This is a genomic window from Blautia sp. HCN-1074, assembly GCF_037890165.1.
Classification (GTDB): Bacteria; Bacillota; Clostridia; order Lachnospirales; family Lachnospiraceae; genus Blautia_A.
Map to the genome: position 1 here is coordinate 20,243 of NZ_JBBKBP010000017.1, position 21,789 is coordinate 42,031.

At 38.7% G+C, this 21,789-nt stretch carries 19 protein-coding genes; 11 read left to right on the top strand and 8 right to left on the bottom strand.

The genetic code is table 11. The features are described 5' to 3' along the window. Positions 1 to 68 precede the first annotated feature (68 nt). Positions 69 to 974, bottom strand: coding sequence for a S1 RNA-binding domain-containing protein (locus WKT11_RS13540; RefSeq protein WP_117676565.1), 906 nt, complete (start codon positions 972 to 974; stop codon positions 69 to 71). 522 nt (positions 975 to 1,496) lie between these two features. Here WKT11_RS13540 and WKT11_RS13545 point away from each other — a divergent pair. Further along, the gene (locus tag WKT11_RS13545; protein WP_117676566.1) at positions 1,497 to 2,150 is read left to right on the top strand and encodes a GTP pyrophosphokinase; all 654 of its coding nucleotides are present in this window, start codon (positions 1,497 to 1,499) and stop codon (positions 2,148 to 2,150) included. A 343-nt stretch (positions 2,151 to 2,493) separates the two neighbouring features. Here WKT11_RS13545 and WKT11_RS13550 read toward each other — a convergent pair whose 3' ends face one another. The 7 genes from WKT11_RS13550 to dnaA all read right to left on the bottom strand — a co-directional run bounded on the left by WKT11_RS13550 (position 2,494) and on the right by dnaA (position 10,950). Next, the gene (locus WKT11_RS13550) at positions 2,494 to 2,946 is read right to left on the bottom strand and encodes a DUF1002 domain-containing protein (protein ID WP_340284943.1); all 453 of its coding nucleotides are present in this window, start codon (positions 2,944 to 2,946) and stop codon (positions 2,494 to 2,496) included. Positions 2,947 to 3,404: 458 nt separating this feature from the next. Next, positions 3,405 to 4,274 carry a 16S rRNA (adenine(1518)-N(6)/adenine(1519)-N(6))-dimethyltransferase RsmA gene (rsmA, locus tag WKT11_RS13555; protein WP_118411360.1) on the bottom strand — a complete coding sequence of 290 codons (870 nt, stop codon included), beginning with the start codon at positions 4,272 to 4,274 and terminating at the stop codon, positions 3,405 to 3,407. Positions 4,275 to 4,297: 23 nt separating this feature from the next. Then, positions 4,298 to 6,820 (bottom strand): hypothetical protein, encoded by a 2,523-nt coding sequence (locus WKT11_RS13560; RefSeq protein ID WP_243103807.1) that lies wholly within the window; start codon positions 6,818 to 6,820, stop codon positions 4,298 to 4,300. 64 nt (positions 6,821 to 6,884) lie between these two features. Beyond that, positions 6,885 to 7,973, bottom strand: coding sequence for a DNA replication/repair protein RecF (recF, locus tag WKT11_RS13565; protein WP_117845299.1), 1,089 nt, complete (start codon positions 7,971 to 7,973; stop codon positions 6,885 to 6,887). A 4-nt stretch (positions 7,974 to 7,977) separates the two neighbouring features. Beyond that, the gene (locus tag WKT11_RS13570) at positions 7,978 to 8,187 is read right to left on the bottom strand and encodes an RNA-binding S4 domain-containing protein (RefSeq protein ID WP_117676572.1); all 210 of its coding nucleotides are present in this window, start codon (positions 8,185 to 8,187) and stop codon (positions 7,978 to 7,980) included. 13 nt (positions 8,188 to 8,200) lie between these two features. Beyond that, a complete protein-coding gene (gene dnaN, locus WKT11_RS13575; RefSeq protein WP_118411357.1) occupies positions 8,201 to 9,316 on the bottom strand; it encodes a DNA polymerase III subunit beta in 1,116 nt (371 codons plus the stop codon). Between the two features lie 278 nt (positions 9,317 to 9,594). Continuing rightward, positions 9,595 to 10,950, bottom strand: a complete 1,356-nt coding sequence (dnaA, locus tag WKT11_RS13580; protein WP_118516811.1) for a chromosomal replication initiator protein DnaA — start codon at positions 10,948 to 10,950, stop codon at positions 9,595 to 9,597. Positions 10,951 to 11,612: 662 nt separating this feature from the next. On the opposite strand from dnaA, the gene rpmH reads away from it, so the two are divergent. From rpmH to WKT11_RS13630, 10 genes are all read left to right on the top strand, one after another. After that, positions 11,613 to 11,747, top strand: coding sequence for a 50S ribosomal protein L34 (rpmH, locus tag WKT11_RS13585; protein WP_008708004.1), 135 nt, complete (start codon positions 11,613 to 11,615; stop codon positions 11,745 to 11,747). 63 nt (positions 11,748 to 11,810) lie between these two features. Continuing rightward, positions 11,811 to 12,182 (top strand): ribonuclease P protein component, encoded by a 372-nt coding sequence (gene rnpA / locus WKT11_RS13590; RefSeq protein ID WP_117676616.1) that lies wholly within the window; start codon positions 11,811 to 11,813, stop codon positions 12,180 to 12,182. Next, complete coding sequence (gene yidD, locus WKT11_RS13595) at positions 12,151 to 12,363, top strand: membrane protein insertion efficiency factor YidD (RefSeq protein ID WP_173681245.1); 213 nt, start codon at positions 12,151 to 12,153, stop codon at positions 12,361 to 12,363. Before rnpA ends, yidD begins: the two co-directional genes overlap by 32 nt. A gap of 87 nt (positions 12,364 to 12,450) precedes the next feature. Then, positions 12,451 to 13,740, top strand: coding sequence for a YidC/Oxa1 family membrane protein insertase (locus WKT11_RS13600; RefSeq protein ID WP_117676617.1), 1,290 nt, complete (start codon positions 12,451 to 12,453; stop codon positions 13,738 to 13,740). A 20-nt stretch (positions 13,741 to 13,760) separates the two neighbouring features. After that, positions 13,761 to 14,699, top strand: a complete 939-nt coding sequence (gene jag, locus WKT11_RS13605) for an RNA-binding cell elongation regulator Jag/EloR (protein ID WP_117676575.1) — start codon at positions 13,761 to 13,763, stop codon at positions 14,697 to 14,699. A 401-nt stretch (positions 14,700 to 15,100) separates the two neighbouring features. Further along, positions 15,101 to 16,474 (top strand): tRNA uridine-5-carboxymethylaminomethyl(34) synthesis GTPase MnmE, encoded by a 1,374-nt coding sequence (mnmE, locus tag WKT11_RS13610; protein WP_117676576.1) that lies wholly within the window; start codon positions 15,101 to 15,103, stop codon positions 16,472 to 16,474. Between the two features lie 178 nt (positions 16,475 to 16,652). Next, complete coding sequence (gene mnmG / locus WKT11_RS13615; protein ID WP_118516810.1) at positions 16,653 to 18,527, top strand: tRNA uridine-5-carboxymethylaminomethyl(34) synthesis enzyme MnmG; 1,875 nt, start codon at positions 16,653 to 16,655, stop codon at positions 18,525 to 18,527. Positions 18,528 to 18,882: 355 nt separating this feature from the next. Beyond that, entirely contained in the window at positions 18,883 to 19,623 is a 741-nt protein-coding gene (gene rsmG / locus WKT11_RS13620; protein ID WP_117676578.1) for a 16S rRNA (guanine(527)-N(7))-methyltransferase RsmG, read from the top strand. A 209-nt stretch (positions 19,624 to 19,832) separates the two neighbouring features. Next, on the top strand, positions 19,833 to 20,906 hold the full coding sequence (locus WKT11_RS13625; protein ID WP_117845301.1) for an ABC transporter ATP-binding protein: 1,074 nt from the start codon (positions 19,833 to 19,835) through the stop codon (positions 20,904 to 20,906). 2 nt (positions 20,907 to 20,908) lie between these two features. Continuing rightward, positions 20,909 to 21,772 carry an ABC transporter permease gene (locus WKT11_RS13630; RefSeq protein ID WP_117676580.1) on the top strand — a complete coding sequence of 288 codons (864 nt, stop codon included), beginning with the start codon at positions 20,909 to 20,911 and terminating at the stop codon, positions 21,770 to 21,772. The last annotated feature ends 17 nt before the right edge of the window (positions 21,773 to 21,789 follow it).

The following is a 21,789-nucleotide window of genomic DNA, read 5'->3' on the forward strand; positions in this document are numbered from 1 at the left end:
CTCAATTATAAATTTTAGTGTAATGATTCAGCCGTCCACTAACTGTGAAGATACTGACCCGTTGCAATTTAGTTTAACTTAATGTTTGCAAAAAGAGACGCAAGAGAAGTGGATGCTTCTTCCTTGGAATCCGGAAGTTCGATCACCTCTTCTTCGATCTCCTTAGCCATCATATCCGTAGCTTCTTTGATACTCAGGCTTAATTTTCCATCTTTAACAGCAGTTACTTTGACTTTTACTTTGTCTCCGACTGTCAGAACTTCAGATGGTTTCTTGATTCTTTTCTCACAGATCTGAGAAATGTGTACAAGTCCTGATAAACCATTTCCAAGGTCTACGAAAGCGCCATAAGGCTGCAGACTCTCAACCACACCTTCCGTTACAAGACCTACCTGTACATTGGAGATTTTTGTTTTTTTCTCTTCTTCTGCTTTCTCTCTTAATATTTCCTTTGCAGAAAGAATTAATCTGCCTTTTTCTTTATCAATATCAAAAACCTGAACCTGAATTGGTTTATTCAGATATTCATTTGTATCCTCTACATAGTTTAACGCAAGCTTTGATGCGGGAATAAATCCACGCACGCCTTCTACATATGCGATCACACCGCCGTTTACGATTCCCTTTACTACTACATCGATAACTTCTTTGGAATCCTTTAACTCTTTCAGTTTATCCCATGCCTCTACATCTGCTGCCTCCACTCTGGAAAGAAGAATATTTCCGTTTCCATCATCTTTTCTTACAACCGTTGCAGAAACTTCATCTCCCACGTGAACTTCTTCTTTTAATGAAAATCCCGGTTCTCTGCTGTAATCTTCTGCCGGAATGATTCCCTCTGCATAATATTTAAGGTCAATTACAACCTCTTTTTCATCTACACTGATCACAGTTCCTGTAAGAATATCTCCTTCTTCAATTTTCTTAAAAGAAGCTTCCAGTTCTGTTTCGTAATCTTTCATTGATTCAGCCATTATTTGTTCTCCTTTACCTGGATTTGTTATATAATGCGTTGCTGTTTCTTTAGAGCGTGTTTGAAAAAAGCTCTGGCACACTAGTTTCTGGCAAGTTAAAAACCAGCTTTTTGCAAACATTATAGCACAATCACTTTAAGAATGGAAATCCGAATTTCCGGGCAGATATTTACACAACTAAAAATTTATATGGTATAATAGTGTTATTATTGACTGGCAGTATTTGTAACTGTTCAGTACCTTCACAGTTACGAGTCAAAATCCATTAAAAATCGCCTTTGGCGATGGGATTTTGACTTGTATGTCTCGGGATTTTGGCATATTCATGCCAAAACACCTCGCGGAATAGCTGACTGCTGAATAGTTACCAGTATTTTACAATTTGTCAGGCAGTTAATTTTTTAATCTATTTTTTTTAATTCACTTACCTCTGAAATACAAAAAAGCAGAAAATAAATACAGCAATGACTTCAAAGGTATCGCATAGAAAAATATAATTGAGCATAGAAAGGACTTTCGTATATGAATTATGATTCTGTCCCATTGAGGGACTTTAAAGAGCTAAATGACTGGGAAACTGTTATTTTCGTTTATCAGTCTGCTCTTAAGCAGATTGAAACAAAGATTAATATTTTAAATGGTGAGTTTCAACACCGCCATAAATATAATCCTATCGAACATGTAAAATCCAGGATCAAAACTCCGGAGAGCATTGTAAAGAAATTGAAACGACATGGATATGAATCCAGTATTGAAAATATGGTTCGATATGTTAACGATATTGCAGGAATCCGAATCAGCTGTTCCTTCACTTCTGACATTTATCTGATTGCAGATATGATTTCCAAACAGAATGATCTGACAATTCTCGCAAGACGCGACTATATGAAAAACCCAAAGAAGAGTGGTTACCGAAGTTACCATATGCTGGTTACCACACCTGTCTTTCTTTCCGACAGTATCATTGATACCAAAGTAGAGATACAGATTCGTACAGTAGCACAGGATTTCTGGGCAACTCTGGAGCACAAAATGCATTACAAATTTGAGGGAGACGGACCAGACTACATCACAAAGGAATTAAGAGAATGTGCCAGATATGTAGCCGAGCTGGATGCCCGCATGGAAGAACTCAATAACGAAATCCAGAAATATGGGAAAAAAAATCCTCTATAAAACGAGGAGTGCCCCGGCAGTGGTTTACCGGGGCTATTATTATGAAAAAAATTTATGTGTAATGATAACACATTACAACGTCTTTCGTAGGTTCTTTCGAACTGTCTATATAATAGCAATTATTTATGAACAAAATATGAACTCGCCGTTAACTTTCGTTCATTTGCACAATTAATTCTATTTTTTATACTTTTTTTTAGGAAATTACCACATATATTTTATTTTTGCAATTCCTTACACTTGTACATGTTGTATATCTCCATCACGTTCATATGTCCGTATCAGGCGGATATTTTTTCTCTGAAAGTCCGGCAGCAGTCATATCCTTTTAATTCATATTCTTTTAATTAAAGAGACTCTTTGCAAAATCAAATAATTTATGCAGAATTCCTTTTACTTCCTCTTTGCCGATTCCCATTTCTTCAAGCTTATCATACACCTTTGTCACAGTACTTCTCAGCTGCTCCTCGTTAATATCTGAATTCTTGACCTGCTTAACGATCGTGACGATTTTATTCTCTTCCTCATCAGTAAGACTTACTCCAACAGTATTTTCTGCTGTCTGGATTACCTCTTTGATCTGGTCATCCGAAATATCCTGATCTGCCACAGCATCTTTTACATACATAATGATATCCACAACTTTATCCGGATCAGAAACGAGAGAATCTATTTCATTATCTGAGATAATCTCCTGTACAGAATCAACTGCATCTGATGCCATTACAGGCATTGCCGGTGTCGTGCACATGATCACTCCTGCAACAATAAGTGTTCCCAGTTTTTTTATTCTCATAATCTAAATTACCTCCATAACCAATAACAACCTGGGGCATCAATCATTCAACCTTTATAACTGTTCAGTACCTTCACAGTTACAAGTCAAAAAGCCAAATCATTAACACCCCGATAACTGTTCATATTATCTGATATTTCTTATTTTTCCTTTTTACCGGCACATTATAACACACTTACTTTTCCCTCTGTAAAGTAAATATCACTTCACATACTACCTTCATAAATCATTTGACATTTGTTCAAAATTTTTTCACATCTTAAACATGATTCTATCATAATTCCAAGATATACTAAGACCATAAAAATAATAAAGCCAACATTATTTTTATAAAATTTCTTTTTCATATGTTGATTGCCTGAAAAGGGCAATTGACTCTCCTTCCTTTTAAAAAATAAATTTGAACGTAATATAAAAAGCATCCGACTAGCCACCGGATGCTTTTTATATTCATATTTTTATAAACTGCTGAAAGCATTTGCAAGCTGTGCAAACTGCTCAAGTGTCAATGCTTCTCCTCTGATATTCAAAGAAAGTCCACACATTCCCAGAGCCTCCTCTATCTGCTCTTTTGAAAAAGGAATCTCCGGTGAATTCTTCAGACCATTCACCAGTGTCTTTCTTCTCTGATTAAAGGATGCCCGGATAATTCGAAACATCAGCTTCTCATCGTTCACCTCAACCGGCGGTTTCGCATATCTTTCCAGTCTGATCACAGCACTTCCAACCTTCGGTCTTGGCATGAAACAATTCGGCGGTACATTTGCAACGATCTGAGGTTTCGCATAATACTGTACTGCCAGTGAAAGAGCTCCATAGTCTTTCGTTCCGGGTCCTACCTGCATTCTGTCCGCAACCTCTTTCTGTACCATGATCGTGATTGAATCAATCGGAACCTGATTCTCAAATAATCCCATAATGATAGGGGTAGTAATGTAATACGGTAAATTCGCAACCACCTTGATCGGACGTCCCTGGTTCTTCTCAAGTGCAAGCTTCCGGATATCCACTTTAAGGATATCATTATTGATCACTGTTACATTATCCCAGTTTTTTAATGTGTCCTTCAAAATCGGAATCAGTGTCGTATCAATCTCGACTGCCGCAACTTCCCTGGCTGCTTCAGCCAGGTACTGCGTCATTGTTCCGATTCCCGGACCAATTTCCAATACGAAATCGTCCTTTGTAATCTGCGCTGAATCTATGATCTTATCCAGAACATGAGTATCGATCAGAAAGTTCTGACCAAACCTTTTCTGGAATGCAAAATTATACTTCTGAAGCACTTCTATGGTATACTTTGGATCTCCTAGATACGGTCTGGGCATAGTCTTTACTCCTTTTTCTTGCATTATTTACTGAAATCTTTTTCATACAGAACGATATAACCGTCTCTGTCTATACGTTTCTTGGATACATTTCGTTTAAATTTACGGATTCCTCCCTGAGATTTCGCAATCGCAGAATCTATAAGTTCTTTCACCGCGCCAATATTCATCGGCGAATCCTCTTTCTGATTGATTCCAATCAGATTGTACAGTGCAAGCATTCCCATCTGGTCAATGGTATAACCATTTTCCTTTGTATAAACCCTTGCAAAATTAACGAGCTCATCATTGGTAAATACCGGAATATTGATCATAGATGTAAATTTCTTTGCAAATTTCGGATATTTTGCAATCAGTTTACGCATGCCAATCTTTTCATCCTCAACAATTATAGTCAGACCATCCGTATTTACTTCCATAGCTTTATCAAGCATCTCAACAGTTTCCTGTGTAAGCTGATTTGCATTCTCTATTACAAGGAAACCACCGGACAGCTTGGAGAAAATCTTATAAATATTTTTTCCATTGATCTGGTCTGCGAAAACGTAAGCTACTTTGGATGCTTCCAGATTTAACTCTTTACAGATTGCCGGAACCAACCCGGAGATCAGTCTAGTCTTTCCACATTCCTTGCCACCCATGACAATAATATTTCCAGTTTTGGAAGTCTTATCTGCTGCCGCCATCTGAACATCACATAACGTATCAACCAACTGTTCTTTCATTCCCGGAATCTTTACAAAATATGTAAATAACTGTTTCTCATCATCCGTCAGTTCTTTTTCTCTTGGTACAATGTCTCTAGGATCGGTTTCATCTTTCGGCTGAATAGATTCTATAAAACGTTCCAGTTCCTCTTCTTCAGTCAGAGGTTCTGGCTGTTCTTCTTCCTCTTTCGCCACATCAACTAACTGTTCCGGTTCTGTATCATCTATATCTTCCAGATTGACATCCGAATTACCTGTCGGTCCATACAGAAATTCCTCTTCTGCTCTTCTGAGGTCCTCTTCCGTAACCTCATCTTCGTCATCTTCAATAAACTCTTTTGGAACAGCTACAGGTTCTTCTGTTTTTTCCTCATCTATTATAGTCTTTGCCGGCTCTGCTTTAACATCCTCAATGTCTGTATCTTCCAGATTTCCACTGAGAAAATCCGGTTCTTCTAATTCATCTGCAATCTTCTGTGTTTTTATCGCTACCTCAGGTTCTGTTTCTGAAATTTTTTCCGGCTCTTTTACTTCCGGCTGAGTTTCTTCCTTCGGAATTTCAATTCCCTGAGCGCTGGCAGCAGCAAGAATCGTATCTTCCAGATTAAATTCTGTTCCTGATGTTTTAAAAGAGTCCATGGATAACTTCGTCTCAGCAACATCTTCCACTTTCGGAGCTTTACTAAGTTCCATATTCTTCATGGAAGCAGGTATATTTAATTCCGGCATCTTAATTGTTGCAGAAAAATCCGGCTCTTTTTTCTCTTCCTGTACACTCTCGACAGGAACAGCTACCGGAGCTTCCCCCGGTTTCTCAGGTTCTGCTTCCAGCTGCGGAACATTTTCCGGTTCTTCCTGTGATGCATCACTCTTTATGATCTCTTCCGGAATCTCATTCTCCTTTGTAATTCCGGCTTCATTGATCATATCATCAGATTCTTCTGTAAACTCTTCTTTTTCTTCCTGAGTCTTACCACCAAAAATATCTCTGATACCTTTGGAAATTTGCTCCTGGATACCCTCCATATTGACACGAATCTCTGGCTCTGATTCTTCAGGTGTTTCCGATTCTTTCTCTTCAGTATCCTCACTTACATCTGCCACTTCACTGTCTGAAGCTACTTTCTGTTCTTCCTCTTCTGAAGCATCTTTCTCTGACTCTGCTTCTTTTTCTGCCTTTTTCAGTTCCTTCGCCTGCTCTGGCGTAAGAAGTTTCGGAACAAACTGTTTCTCAAACTTAGCTTTCTCTGCACCTGTCAGCTCACCCATTCTCATTTTAAGATCATAAGCTTTCATGACATATTTGCCTTCGCTGAACCACAGAATAATCTCATTACATAAATCCAGACTCTTCTGCTTTTCTCCGGCTTTATAATATAATGCAGCCAGTTCATATGACCATTTCTCAGTAAATTCCTGCTCTTTATATTCTTCCAGAATTCTGATCTGCTCATTCAAGGAAGAGTTCTTCGCTCTCGCAATTTTATACTGAAGAATATACTGTGTACTATCATTAGATGCTACCTGTTTATATTCTTCAAAAAATTCTTCCGCTTCATTAATGTCATCCATTCTAAGTGAAATCTCAATTAAGCGATAAAGAATATTTTTTCCAATAGATGCTTTATGATATGCAAGAAGAAAAATCTCCTTACTATCTTCATATCTTCCATTTGCGGCATAAATCTCACCGACAACGCATAAAGTACGGACGTTCTTGACACGTCTCCAGTCTATGCTGTCTACAATGTTCATGGCGCCTTTATAATCTTTGTCCTGAACCAGCTTATTAATCTCTTCCAGCTTTATCCGAAATTCTTCTTTGTCCAATGCATTCACCAACTTTCCATAATTACGTTCAGTGTATCATAAGCCTATACCCTTGTCAAAAGATTGTTAACCGTCATTGTTCAGGTTGCAATACATTTCCCTGCACTACCTGAAATACCTTATTTATCTGAAACTGATGACTGATAAAATCATCAAGACCTGTACATGTGATCAACGTCTGAATATCACTGATACTGTCCAGAAGATAGTTCTGTCTGCTGCGGTCCAGTTCAGACAGAACATCATCCAGAAGCAGAATCGGCGTATCCTTTATTTTTCTTTTCACCATATAAATTTCCGATAATTTAAGTGAAAGTGCCGCGGTTCTCTGCTGGCCCTGTGAACCGTATCTTCGAATATCGATTCCATTTGCCATCACACACAGATCGTCTCTGTGCGGACCGACAGATGTCAGCTTCATCCGCATATCTTTTTCCCTATTTAACTGTACACTTTTTTCCAGTTCTTCTGAGGTACAGCTTGGCTCATAAATAACTTCCAGTTCTTCCAGACCACCCGTAAGATTATGATGTATTTTTCTTACAGTCTCATTTAATTCCGCAATAAAATCACTTCGCTTATTAATAAGTCTACGCCCATACTCTGCCATCTGCATATCCCAGATATCAAGAGTATCTTTTAGCGAAGGCTGAATATAAATATCTTTCAGCAATTTATTTCTCTGATTTACAATGTGATTGTATGAAGCCAGATCCGTAAGGTATATTTTGTCCAGCTGACATAATTCAAGATCAATAAATCTTCTTCTTTCTCCGGGACCATTTTTTATGATATTCAGATCCTCGGGAGAAAAGAACACAAGATTGACCACGCCAAACAACTCACCGGCTTTTCTGATCGGCAGCCCGTTAATAGCTACACCTTTCGCCTTATTCTTTCTGAGGTGCATGTCAATTTTGTAAGAAAGTTCATCTCTTTTCACCATCATACGGATATGAGATTCATCCTCTCCAAACCGGATCATATCTTTATCTTTGCTTCCCTTGTGCGACTTAGTCGTTCCACATAAATAAAGCGCTTCCAGGATATTTGTCTTTCCCTGGGCATTATTTCCGTAAAATATATTCGTCCCCTGTGCCAGATCAAGTTCCAGAGAATCATAATTTCTGAAATTTTTTAACTGAACGGATTCAATATACATTTACTCACCTGATCACTTTGATTTCTTTTCCATCATAAGAAACAACATCGCCTTCATAAACTTTTCGTCCGCGACGTTCGTCCACTTCTCCATTAACTTTAACCAGTCCGTCGGTGATCACATATTTCGCTTCAACCCCGTCCTGAACCATATCTGCAAGTTTCAGTAACTGCCCCAGTTTTATAAATTCATCTCTGATTTTAATTTCTTCCATTTTCATTTACTCCCTATCTTGCCTGATTCTGGTTGATATTTACAGGCAGAATCAAATATGTGTAATTTTCCTCATCATCTCTGATAAAGCATGGTGCTTTTGGATTTACGAGGTAGATACTGATTGTTTCATCATCAATTACTTTCAGAGCGTCAATCAGGAAACGAGGATTAAACCCAATCAGAATATCCTTTCCCTCTTTGTTGATATCAATGCTTTCATTCATAGAACCCATTGCTGAATCAATGCGTAATTCCATAGAATTATCAGTAATTTCTATGATGATCGGTTTCTTTTCTCCCTCTCTTACCAGCAATGTAGCTCGGTCAATACAATCCAGAAATTCTTTTTTGTTGATTACGATCTTTGTTTCATAATCGCTGGAAAGCATCTGATCAATGCGGAAATATTCTCCGTCAATCAGCCTGGAAATAACAATTGTCTGGTCGAATTCAAATAAAATATGATTCTTTGAAAAATAAATATTTACAATATCATCAATTTCACCTGACAGGATCTTACTGATCTCATTAAGGGTTTTACCAGGTACCACCACTTTGCGGTCTGCATAATCTTTCTTCAGTTCCATACGTCTGATGGCAATACGATGTCCATCCAGAGATACGATTTTCAGATAATTATCCTTAATCTCAAAAAGTTCTCCGGTCATTAATTTGTTAGTCTCATTAGACGCAATTGAGAAAATTGTCTGTCTGATCATCTCTTTAAGAGTGAATTGTGAGATAGTAAGACTCTCTTCCCTTTCGATAATTGGGAGATATGCAAAATCTTCTCCGGATTTACCAGGAATTGTAAATTTAGCTTTTTCACAGGTAATGGTGGCAGTAAGTTTCTCGTCTGTTTTTATAGTAACCTGATTTTCTGGCAGTCGACGAATGATTTCATAAAAGATTTTTGCATCAAGTGCAATTAATCCTTTTTCTTCAATCGTTCCATCAACGATTGTTTCAATCCCAAGTTCCATATCATTGGTAGTAAATTTAATCTGGTTTGTTGTTGCATCTATTAAAATACATTCAAGGATTGGCATTGTTGTTTTGGAAGGAACTGCTTTGAGTGAGATACTGACACTTTTGAGCAAGTTACTTTTCTGGCAAATGATTTTCATAATGTGTATAACTTCCTTTCTGGGTGAAATGTGTTTTTTATAGATAAATATATAAAAGGAATCCGTCGTCGCCGCCGTAGGGGATGTGAATATGTGAAAAACTCAATTTTATGTTGATTTTTCAAGGGTTTCGAATATGGATAACTTCGTGTATAGAGGCACTTAAAGCATGTGAATAACTTGTGTATAACTGATTTGCCAAAAAAGGGGCAGAAAGTTATACACATTTATCCACATATAATCAACATCTTATACACAGTTTATACAGTCAGTTATCCTCATCCCTGTGGATTAATCTTTTTCTTTAAGGTTTCGATGGTATTTTTTAAATTTTCGTCGTTGGAAATCTCTTTTTCAATCTTGTCGATTCCATGCATAATGGTAGTATGGTCACGATTACCAAGAGATTTTCCGATAGATTTCAATGGTGTGGAAATAATTTCCCTGCATAAATACATTGCGATCTGACGAGGGGTTACAATTTTGGAGTTACGTTTATTTCCTGAGAGGTCTTCAACTGTAACATCAAAGTGTTCTGCAACCATGGAAATAATGTATTCCGGTGTGATCACTTTCTTTTCGTCAGGTGAAATGATATCTTTAAGCGCCTGTTCAGCAAGTTCAAGTGTTACTTCTTTCTTTTCAAGTTTGGCGAAAGCCATAACCTTGTTAATCGCACCTTCCAGCTCACGAATATTGGATTTGATATTGTTTGCGATGTATTTGATTACTTCTTCATTAATATCATAGCCATCCATTTCTTCTTTTTTATGAAGAATCGCCATTCGGGTTTCGTAATCCGGCAGTGTGATATCTGCGATCAGACCCCATTCAAATCGTGAACGGAAACGTTCTTCCAGAATTTCCATATCTTTCGGTGGTTTATCTGATGAAATAATGATCTGTTTTTTTGCGCTGTGCAGACTGTTGAAAGTATGGAAAAATTCTTCCTGTGTAGATTCCTTTCCTATAATAAACTGAATATCATCGACGAGAAGAACATCAATATTTCTGTATTTTTCGCGGAATTTAGTCATTGCTGAGTTATTTCCGTTTCGGATTGTCTCGATCAGTTCGTTAGTAAATTCCTCGCTGGTAACATAAAGTACTTTACTGTTTTCATCGTGATCAATGATAAAATGCGCAATAGAATGCATAAGGTGAGTCTTTCCCAGACCTGCGCCACCGTAGATAAACAGCGGATTGTAGGTATCTCCCGGAGATTCAGCAACTGCAAGGGCTGCCGCCTGGGCGAATTTATTGTTGCTTCCGACTACAAATGTGTCAAAAGTGTATTTCGGATTCAGATGAGCTTCTTCGCAGCGGGCGTCCTGCGACTGCGCTTTGGGAGAAACTGTCTCTCTTTTCGGAACATCTTCCGGTAATATAAAATTAATATCACAGTTTTCCATTCCGGTAACTTCACTGATTGTTACCTGGAGAGGAAGTTTGTACTTTTTACTTATATAATTGAGACCGACCTGCTCAGATGGAACGATAATAGTAACGACGTTGTCGATTACTTCAAAAACAGTGAGTGGTTTTAGCCATGTATTAAAAGAAACGTCAGACAGATCATGCTCTGTTTTGACGATTTGTAGGATTTCATCCCATTTTTCCACAACTTTGTTCATTTTTGGTTCTCCCGGTTCGTATTACTTATTACTGAACATGTAGTGAACAGTAACAATTGCTTCTATATTAATGTATAAGTCATTGCGATAGCCTGTTTTCCACAGACATTGTCCGTATTCTTTAAAAAAGACATAAATATCCTTATATATATTATAATAAAATGCCTGTTTTCGCAATGTATATTTGATGGAAATGTGGAAAAAAAGTTATCCCCAATTTTTATGTGGATTAGTGTGGATAACAGTGGAAAAGCCCATTTTGGTTACCATAATGCGACACGATCACTTGAATATAGGAAAAAAATGTGTATAATTTTATACACTGTCAAAAAGCGCAAAAATAAAAGAGAATTTTTGGGAGATGTGTAAAAACAAGGGGGATAAAGTGGAAAGATAAGCAGGTATTCCACAAGTTATCCACAAGTTATCCACAAATTGTGGATAATATTACGTAAACCAATTAAACTATCCACAATGACAGAAAAACAAGAGAAATCTTTGTTGCAAATAATACTTGACGAAACCACCCTTTATGAATATAATTGAAATGATGTTCTAATAAGTAAAGTTGGCGGCTGCAGGAAGCGAATACTCCGGCATTTGCCATACTTAAAAAGTTACAAAATTTAACATGGATAATAGATAAAGGAGGTGCTTTACCTATGAAAATGACATTTCAGCCGAAAAAAAGATCTAGAGCGAAAGTTCATGGCTTCAGAGCTCGCATGAGCACAAAAGGTGGTCGTAAAGTATTAGCTGCCAGAAGATTAAAAGGAAGAAAGCATTTATCAGCCTAAGAATAAGACCGCAGTTATGTGGTCTTTTCTTCTCTTAAAAAAGAGATTATGAAAGGGGATTCTATGCAAAGATCAGAGTCCTTAAAAAAAAATCAAGATTTTCAAAAAGTATATAAACATGGAACATCAAAAGGTAATCGGTATCTGGTGATGTACGTACTGAAAAATCAGTACATGAAGAATCGTCTGGGAATATCAGTAAGTAAAAAAGTAGGGAATAGTGTGGTCCGCCACAGACTCACCAGATTGATAAGAGAAAGTTATCGGTTAAATGAAGCGGAATTTGAAAATGGTTTGGATATTGTAGTAGTTGCACGTCCCCAGGCAAAAGACAGAACCTATCATGAGATAGAAAGTGCACTGATGCATCTTGCGGGAAAGCACTGCATAGCAGGTAAGAACAATGATAAAGAAGTTTCTGATCAGAATAATTAAACTCTATCAAAAGTATTTGTCACCGATGAAGAGAACAAAATGTCCTTATATTCCCACATGTTCTCAATATGGTTTAGAAGCAATCGAAAAATATGGTGCATTAAAGGGTGGTCTTCTTGCGGTATGGAGAATACTTCGCTGTAATCCTTTTTCCCATGGAGGCTATGACCCTGTACCGTAAAGACAGGAATGTACTTGAAAATTGAATATTGATCGATCGAAGGAACCTCCTGTCATTTATGGATTCTAGGAGGAAATGAACTTGGAAATGATTTTAGCGACAAAGAGCAGCACTCCTATTATCGGTCAGCTTGCGACCGTCATGGGATGGATCATGGATGGTATCTACAGACTGCTGAATGTATTTGGAATTCAGAATATCGGTCTTTGCATTATCATCTTCAGTATCCTTATTTACGCTCTTATGACTCCACTGCAGATCAAACAGCAGAAATTTTCTAAATTAAGTGCGATCATGCAGCCAGAGCTTCAGAAGATTCAGAAGAAGTATAAGGGAAAAAATAACGATTCGGCAGCTATGCAGAAGATGCAGGAAGAGACACAGGCTGTATATCAGAAATACGGTGTATCTCCTACAGGAAGCTGCGTACAGCTTGCAATCCAGTTCCCTATTTTGATGGCATTATACCAGGTAATTTACAAAATTCCGGCATATGTAGGCAGCGTAAAAGATATCCTTGCATCTGCAGTTACAAGCATTACAGGTGTAAACGGATATACAGATATCCTGCAGCAGTTCATCACAGATAATAAGATGACAAGAGTTCAGCTTATTATGGATGGCAACAATGCTACGAGCAATTCTGTAACAGACTTTTTATATGCATTATCTCCTTCTCAGTGGAAAACTCTTGCAGAGACCAGTCAGTTTTCCGGATTTGCGGATACACTTAACAGTACTGCAAAAGAGATTTCGCATGTGCAGAACTTCTTTGGACTGAATATTGCAGACCAGCCTTTGACTTATATTAAAGCCGCTTTTGTCGGTGGTTCTATTCTTATTGCAATCGTTGCAATCCTGATTCCGATCCTTGCGTGGGCTACACAGATGATTAACTTAAAGCTGATGCCTCAGGCAGCACAGCAGGGTGGAGATGCACAGCAGGATGCAATGATGAACTCCATGAAGACAATGAACATGGTAATGCCGCTCATGTCAGCAGTATTCTGTTTCACATTCCCTGTAGGTCTTGGTATTTACTGGGTAGCAAGTGCGGCAGTACGAAGTGTACAGCAGCTTGTCATCAACAGACATATGGATAAGATTCAGATTGATGACCTGATCAATGAGAATATGAAGAAGATGGAAAAGAAGCGCGAAAAAGAAGGGCTTCCGCCTCAGAAAATCACAAATCAGGCACATCAGAGCGTTAAGAATATCAATAAAGTTGAAAAAGGCAGCAGCAATACTGATGTCGAGACAAGAGCTAAGAAGGTCGAAGAATCTTACAAAAACGCAGCAAATGCAAAACCGGGCAGCATTACTGCCAAAGCCAATATGGTAAAAGCATTTGATGAGCGTAATAAGAAGAAGTAGTCAGGAACGGAGGGGTTGGCATGGAGGATTATATCCAGTTTTCAGCGAAAACAAAGAGTGAAGCAATTACAAAAGCATGTATCGAGCTTGGCGTATCCAGTGACCAGCTTGAGATTCAGGTAATCAGTGAAGGAAGCAACGGATTCTTCGGAATCGGAAGTAAACCTGCAGTGATAAAGGTTCGTAAGATTGAACTGGTTTCTGAGGAAGAAGAAATGAAGGAAATCGTAGAGACAGTAAAACTTGATTCCTTCAAGGAAGAGACTCCGGTTGAAGAAAAGAAACCAGAACCTGTAAAACCGGTGAAGAAAGAAACAAAAGAGCCAAAAGCTGTTTCTGAGAAACCAAGACAGCCAAAGCCTGTAAAGGAAAAAGTTGTAAAAGAAAAACAGCCAAGAGAACCGAAAGAAATCAAAGAGAAACCAGTCAGAGAAAAGGCAGCAAAACCGGTGAAACCGGCAAAACCTGTTGAAATCATTACAGATCCGGAAGAGATTAAAGAAGTAGAAAACAGAGCAAGGATATTCCTGAGCGAAGTGTTTGCTTCTATGAATCTTGGAGAAGTAGAGATCACATCTAAGTATAATACAACAGATGGAAGTCTGGAAGTTGATTTCGAAGGCGAAGATATGGGAATCCTTATCGGCAAGAGAGGTCAGACACTGGATTCTCTTCAGTATCTGACAAGCCTTGTGGTAAATAAAGGAAAATCAAATTACATTCGTGTAAAACTTGATACAGAAGATTACCGCAAACGCCGTAAAGAGACTCTTGAGAATCTTGCAAGAGGTATCGCTTATAAGGTAAGAAAGACCCGCAAGCCGGTAATTCTTGAGCCGATGAATCCTTATGAGAGAAGAATCATCCATTCTGCTCTTCAGGGAAATAAATTCGTTGAGACTGTCAGTGAAGGTGAAGAACCTTACCGCCATGTAGTGGTAAAATTAAAAAGAAATTAATCTGCTGTTTATTTCACAAGGTGTTGGCGACTGAACAGTAACAAATTAAATAAATAGCTGTATGTAGAAGCACATGTTTCATTGCAGATATTAAAAAAGAATGTTATTCTAGGTGAAAGCGTGAATAACACGTAACTTTGCGTGTACACTTTTACCTGGAGTAACATTTTTTATTGTAGAAAATAAGTAATTATCCAACGGCAGCAGTTCCCAGGTGGGACTTGTTTTTGTATAAATAACAGGGATATTAACGATAGGTGTAATGATCTTGTTATTTATATAAAGATTTGAAAAAGATGCTAAGGGTTGCCTGTGTAATCCTGTTTGTATTTTAAAATTTCTAAATGCTATTTGGCTATGAGCAGGCAGCGAGAGTACATATAATAAGTGAGGAGGAAAAAATGGAAACAACAATTGCAGCAATTTCCACAGCTATGAGTGCATCCGGAATTGGAATTGTCCGCATCAGTGGTGAAAATGCCATGGACGTGATTTCCCGTGTCTACAGATCAAAAGGTGGAAAGAAAAAAATAAAAGAAGTTCCGACTCATACCATTCATTATGGATATATTTATGATGGAGAGGAACTGGTGGATGAGGTTCTGGTGATGATCATGCACGCACCGAGAACTTTCACAGGGGAAGATACAGTAGAAATTGACTGCCATGGCGGTGTATTTGCCATGCAGAGAGTACTGGAAACAGTGCTGAAAAACGGTGCAGAGATCGCAGAACCAGGAGAATTTACGAAGCGCGCTTTCCTGAACGGTCGTATGGATCTGTCCCAGGCCGAAGCGGTTATGGATGTCATTCAGGCAAAGAATGAATATGCACTTCGCAGTTCCATGGATCAGTTAAGAGGTTCTGTACAGAAAGCTATCCGCGAGATCAGAGAGAAACTGATTTATCATATCGCATACATTGAGTCAGCATTGGATGATCCGGAACACATCAGTCTGGATGGATATCCACAGGAGCTTCTGGAAGTTGTGGACAACGAGCAGAAAGAAGTGAAACGATTGTTGAAAACTTCTTCCGACGGAAAGATGATCCAGGAGGGAATTCAGACGGTTATTCTTGGGAAACCAAATGCCGGAAAATCTTCTCTGCTGAATCTTCTGATAGGAGAAAATCGCGCTATTGTAACTGATATTGCAGGAACAACAAGAGATATTCTTGAAGAATATATCACACTTCATGGAATCTCTCTGAAGATTATCGACACAGCCGGAATCCGTGAGACGAAGGATATTGTGGAAAAAATCGGTGTAGACAGAGCCAGAGAAATGGCACAGAAAGCAGACTTGATTCTTTATGTTGTGGATTCGTCAGTTCCGCTTGACGAGAATGACGAAGAAATCATGGCTATGCTTGCCGGTAAAAAAGCAATCATCCTGTATAATAAAACGGATCTTCAGCCAGTAATCCAGCCAGAACTTCTGAAAGAAAAGACGGGTCACCCTGTGATTCCTATTTCTGCAAAAGAGGAAAAAGGAATCACAGAGCTGGAAGAACAGATCAAAGAAATGTTCTTTGGTGGAGAGATTTCCTTTAATGACGAAGTATACATCACAAATGCTCGCCATAAAGCAGCACTGGAAGAAGCTGACAAGAGTCTTGATCTGGTCAGAAACAGTATAGAAATGGGAATGCCGGAGGATTTCTTCTCCATAGATCTGATGAACGCATATGAAAATCTTGGAAAGATTCTCGGAGAATCAGTGGGTGAGGATCTGGTTAATGAGATTTTCAGTAAGTTCTGTATGGGTAAATAGTGGATAAGAATCTGGCAGCGAGTAGTGACTTGATTGTATCCGATAGATTATCATTAGTATTGATGAAGTATGATTGTAATAGAATAAATTTTGCAAAAAAATCGCCTTCGGCGATTTTTAATAATAGATTAGTAAATTGTACGATAGTAGATTATACAGTGGAAATAAAGGAGATAAAATGAAAACTTTAGTAGAAGATTATGATCTCGTTGTAGTCGGCGCCGGACACGCCGGATGTGAGGCTGCACTTGCAGGCGCGCGCCTCGGTCTGAATACAGTTATGTTTACCGTCAGCGTAGATAGTATCGCATTAATGCCATGTAATCCAAATGTAGGTGGCAGTTCCAAGGGACATCTGGTAAGAGAACTGGATGCTCTTGGCGGTGAAATGGGAAAGAATATTGATAAAACATTTATTCAGTCAAAAATGCTCAACTGCTCCAAAGGACCTGCGGTTCATTCCCTGCGTGCACAGGCGGATAAACAGGCATACAGCAATGAGATGAGAAAGACATTGGAAAATACTCCGAACCTTACTATTAAGCAGGGTGAAGTAACAAAGCTTCTGGTTGAAGATGGAAAGATTAAAGGCGTAAAAACTTATTCAGGTGCTATTTATAATTGTAAGGCAGTCGTTCTCTGTACAGGAACCTACCTGAAAGCAAGATGTATCTACGGCGATGTAAGCAACTACACAGGTCCGAACGGACTCCAGGCTGCCAATTATCTTACAGATTCTCTGAAAGAACTGGGAATCGAAATGTTCCGTTTTAAAACAGGAACACCGGCACGTATTGCTGGAAATACCATTGACTACAGCAAAATGGAAGAGCAATTCGGAGATGAGAGGGTTGTTCCGTTTTCTTTTTCAACCAACCCGGAAGATGTTCAGATTGAACAGAAATCATGCTGGCTGACATACACCAATGAGAAAACACATGAGATTATCCGCGCAAACTTGGATCGTTCTCCGCTATATTCAGGAATGATTGAGGGAACAGGACCACGTTACTGCCCATCTATTGAAGATAAGGTAGTGCGTTTTGCTGATAAAAACCGACACCAGGTGTTTATTGAGCCGGAGGGACTTTATACAAATGAAATGTATATCGGCGGAATGTCCAGTTCCCTTCCAGAGGATGTACAGGAGGAAATGTATCACTCTGTACCGGGACTTGAACATGCCAAAATCGTCAAAAATGCATATGCCATTGAGTACGATTGCATTAATCCGCGCCAGCTATATCCAACACTGGAATTCAAGAAAATTAAAGGTTTATTCAGCGGTGGACAGTTTAACGGAAGCTCCGGATATGAGGAAGCGGCGGCTCAGGGACTGATTGCCGGAATTAATGCGGCTATGGAAGTTAAAGGCCAGGAACAGTTGATTCTGGACCGTTCAGAGGCGTATATCGGTGTCCTGATTGACGATTTGGTAACAAAGGAGAACCATGAACCATACCGTATGATGACCAGCAGAGCAGAGTACAGACTTCTTCTCCGTCAGGATAATGCAGATCTGAGACTTCGTAAGAAGGGCTACCAGGTAGGTCTTATCAGCGAGGAAGAATATCAGAAGATTCTTGCAAAAGAAGAACAGATTAAGAAAGAAATTGAAAGAGTAGAACATACAAATATCGGTGCAAATAAAGAGGTTCAGGCACTTCTGGAAAGCTACAACAGTACTCCATTGAAGTCAGGAACAACACTGGCAGAACTGATCCGCCGTCCGGAACTTTCCTATGAAGCAATTAAACCGCTTGACAAAGAACGTTCGGAACTTCCATGGGATGTACAGGAACAGGTTGATATTAACATCAAGTATGATGGATATATCCGCAGACAGTTAAAGCAGGTAGAACAGTTTAAGAAACTGGAAGCAAAGAAAATCCCAGCGGATCTTGATTATGAGAAAGTCGGCAGTCTGAGAATCGAAGCCCGCCAGAAGCTGGAGGCATACAGACCGATTTCTATCGGACAGGCCTCCCGAATTTCAGGGGTATCGCCAGCAGATATATCTGTTTTACTGGTATATCTTTCAAGTGCAAGATAAGACACAATAAGCACTATTTAATGTACTTACACATGTGAAAATATGAAAAAAGCAAGCATATTTTACAATATGAAAGAACTGAATAAAGGACCCTTAAATCACCAAAAAACGATTTCAAAGCACGAAAAACAACACTTAAATACACAGACTCAGGTAGAGAAAGAATAGAAAAGAACATTAAAAATCCCAAAAAACAACAAAAAGAAAAATAGAAAGTTGAGAGAAAAGCTAATAAAATAGCAGGGAAACTCAAAATCTGAAATACCGAAATAAAAAAGAAAAATCAGTTATAAGTTGAAAAAACAAAACAACGATTAGAGAATTAGAAATAAGTATAAAAAAGGAGAAAAATACCATGCCATATAATCTGTCGACATTGGAAAACGGATGTAAAGAGCTGGGAATAGAACTGAGTCAGAAACAGAAAGATCAGTTTATTCAGTTCTATGAATTTCTGGTAGAGAAGAATAAAGTTATGAATCTGACAGGAATTACAGAATTCGAGGAAGTGCTGACAAAGCATTTTCTCGACAGCCTGTCCTGCGTAAAAGCGATTGATATGACAAAAGTAAAAACAATCATGGATATTGGTACAGGAGCAGGATTCCCGGGAGTACCGTTAAAGATTGCATTCCCGCATCTGGAAGCCTGCCTGCTGGACTCCCTGAAGAAGAGAGTGAATTTTCTGGAGGAAAGCTTTACGCTTCTCGGATTGGAAGGAATTAAGGCAATTCATGGAAGAGCCGAAGAGTATGCGAAGAACAAGGAATATCGTGAGAAATATGACCTCTGCGTATCCAGAGCAGTGTCAAATCTTGCAACGCTGTCAGAATATTGCCTTCCATATGTAAAAACAGGTGGAACATTTATTTCCTATAAATCAGGAACTGTACAGGAAGAAGCAACAGAGGCTGAAAAAGCAATCAAAATCCTTGGCGGGCAGTTAAGAGATATCACATATTTCCAGCTTCCTGATTCGGAAATTGACCGTTCTCTTGTCATTATAGATAAGAAGAAACCAACTCCGGGTAAATATCCGCGTAAAGCAGGAACTCCGCTGAAAGAACCATTGTCTCACACAAACATCACAAAATAATCACACTTTTATCCTAATTTTATCACAACTTCATCATAAACTGTTCTTGTAGAGATGTCCTCGGGTTCCCCCATTCTCTGTTTCGCCTGAGGACATTTTCTATATTAATCCTGAAGCCAGAGCGTGTTTGGAAAATCATTCCTGCGGAAAGTCTTTTTTAAACACACCAGGACGAATTTGCGGCATTTAAATAAAAGGAGGAGAACACATTGATTGAAGTAAACAATCTGGTCAAACGATATGGCGACCATACGGCAGTTGACCACCTTTCTTTTAAAATCGAGAAAGGTAAAATCTATGGATTCCTTGGACCAAACGGTGCAGGCAAATCCACCACAATGAATATGATAACAGGATACATTGCATCCACAGAAGGAACCGTCAGGATTGACGGACACGATATCCTTGAAGAACCGGAAGCAGCGAAGAAATGTATCGGTTATCTGCCAGAACAGCCGCCACTCTATTTTGATATGACCGTTCTGGAATATATGAAATTCGTGGCTGATCTCAAAAAAATCCCAAAAGACAAAAAAGCAACCATGATAGAAGAAGTTATGGATATGGTAAAGATTTCTGATATGAGAAATCGTCTGATCAAAAATCTGTCAAAAGGCTACAGACAGAGAGTTGGACTGGCGGAAGCAATCATGGGCTACCCGGAGGTTATCATTCTGGATGAGCCGACAGTAGGACTTGACCCGAAACAGATTATAGAAATCCGTACCCTCATCAAAGATTTAAAGAAGAAGCATACAGTAATTCTCAGTTCGCATATCTTATCTGAAGTAAGTGCGGTGTGTGATTACGTGCTGATCATTTCCCATGGAAAACTGGTTGCCAGTGATACTCCGGAGAACCTTGGAAAGCTGGCAGAAGGATCTAATACTCTTGAAATGCTTATTAAAGGTGAAAAATCACAGATTAAACAGGCTCTGGAAAGCATTGAAGGAGTTAACAGCGTGACTATTGAGAAGGATGAGAAACAGAATCTCTGGAGCACTAAGGTTTCCACAGAAGAGAATAATGATATCAGAGAAAAAGTATTCTACAAGATGTCTGATATAAACAGCCCAATTTATGAGATGAAGTCCAAGAAAGTATCTCTTGAGGAAATATTCCTTGAACTTACAGCATCTGAGAAACCGGCATCTGCAAGTGAAGATGATACAGACCAGAAGAGTTCTGAAAGCCAGGAAACAGCAGAAGCTAAAACGGAAGCTGTAAACGTGGAACAGACATCAACAGAATCACAGAAAAATGATGAAGGGGGAGAAAAATAATCATGACAGCTATTTATAAAAGAGAGCTGAAAAGCTACCTGACATCCATGGTAGGATATTTGTTTATCTTTTTTATCCTTGTACTGGCAGGTATTTATTTTTCTGCATATCAGCTTTCAGCAGCATATCCTAAATTTGAATATACATTAAGTGCCATTACCTTTGTGTTCCTTATTGGAGTGCCAATCCTGACGATGCGTGTACTGGCAGAAGAAAGAAAACAGAAAACAGACCAGCTGCTTTTGACATCACCGGTTTCTGTAGGTGGTATTGTAATAGGTAAATATCTTGCACTGGTAACGGTATATGCCATTCCTATGGCAGTTATGTGTACTTATCCACTGATTATGTCTAAGTTTGGTACAGTATCCTTTGCATCTGCTTATACAGCAGTTCTTGGATTTTTCCTTCTTGGATGTGCAAATATTGCAATCGGTGTATTTATGTCAGCATTAACTGAAAGCCAGGTAATTGCGGCAGTACTTACATTTGTCCTTTTATTTGCCTTCTACATGATGAATGGTATTTCTTCATTTTTCTCTCAGACATCAATGTCTACATGTGTAGCATTTGGATTACTGATTCTGGCAGCAGCGATTATTATTTATACAATGATTAAGAATGTTCTGATCTCAGCAGTGATTGGAGTGATCGGAGAAGTAATACTTGTAATCATTTATGTAGTAAAATCCAGTATTTTTGAAGGCGGAATTCAGAAAGTTCTGGATGTATTCAACCTGAGTGGACATTTTGATAATTTCACGAGTAACATTTTTGACATAAAAGGAATTGTATATTTTCTTTCAGTGATCGCAGTATGCTTGTTCCTTACAACACAGTCTATTCTGAAGAGACGTTGGAATTAGTGGGGAGGTGAAAGGAA

Coding starts and splice junctions, on each gene's coding strand:
- WKT11_RS13540 (WP_117676565.1), bottom strand. CDS start 974: ATGGCTGAATCAATGAAAGATTACGAAACAGAACTGGAAGCTTCTTTT.
- WKT11_RS13545 (WP_117676566.1), top strand. CDS start 1,497: ATGAATTATGATTCTGTCCCATTGAGGGACTTTAAAGAGCTAAATGAC.
- WKT11_RS13550 (WP_340284943.1), bottom strand. CDS start 2,946: ATGAGAATAAAAAAACTGGGAACACTTATTGTTGCAGGAGTGATCATG.
- rsmA (WP_118411360.1), bottom strand. CDS start 4,274: ATGCCCAGACCGTATCTAGGAGATCCAAAGTATACCATAGAAGTGCTT.
- recF (WP_117845299.1), bottom strand. CDS start 7,973: ATGTATATTGAATCCGTTCAGTTAAAAAATTTCAGAAATTATGATTCT.
- WKT11_RS13570 (WP_117676572.1), bottom strand. CDS start 8,187: ATGGAAGAAATTAAAATCAGAGATGAATTTATAAAACTGGGGCAGTTA.
- dnaN (WP_118411357.1), bottom strand. CDS start 9,316: ATGAAAATCATTTGCCAGAAAAGTAACTTGCTCAAAAGTGTCAGTATC.
- dnaA (WP_118516811.1), bottom strand. CDS start 10,950: ATGAACAAAGTTGTGGAAAAATGGGATGAAATCCTACAAATCGTCAAA.
- rpmH (WP_008708004.1), top strand. CDS start 11,613: ATGAAAATGACATTTCAGCCGAAAAAAAGATCTAGAGCGAAAGTTCAT.
- rnpA (WP_117676616.1), top strand. CDS start 11,811: ATGCAAAGATCAGAGTCCTTAAAAAAAAATCAAGATTTTCAAAAAGTA.
- yidD (WP_173681245.1), top strand. CDS start 12,151: ATGATAAAGAAGTTTCTGATCAGAATAATTAAACTCTATCAAAAGTAT.
- WKT11_RS13600 (WP_117676617.1), top strand. CDS start 12,451: ATGATTTTAGCGACAAAGAGCAGCACTCCTATTATCGGTCAGCTTGCG.
- jag (WP_117676575.1), top strand. CDS start 13,761: ATGGAGGATTATATCCAGTTTTCAGCGAAAACAAAGAGTGAAGCAATT.
- mnmE (WP_117676576.1), top strand. CDS start 15,101: ATGGAAACAACAATTGCAGCAATTTCCACAGCTATGAGTGCATCCGGA.
- mnmG (WP_118516810.1), top strand. CDS start 16,653: ATGAAAACTTTAGTAGAAGATTATGATCTCGTTGTAGTCGGCGCCGGA.
- rsmG (WP_117676578.1), top strand. CDS start 18,883: ATGCCATATAATCTGTCGACATTGGAAAACGGATGTAAAGAGCTGGGA.
- WKT11_RS13630 (WP_117676580.1), top strand. CDS start 20,909: ATGACAGCTATTTATAAAAGAGAGCTGAAAAGCTACCTGACATCCATG.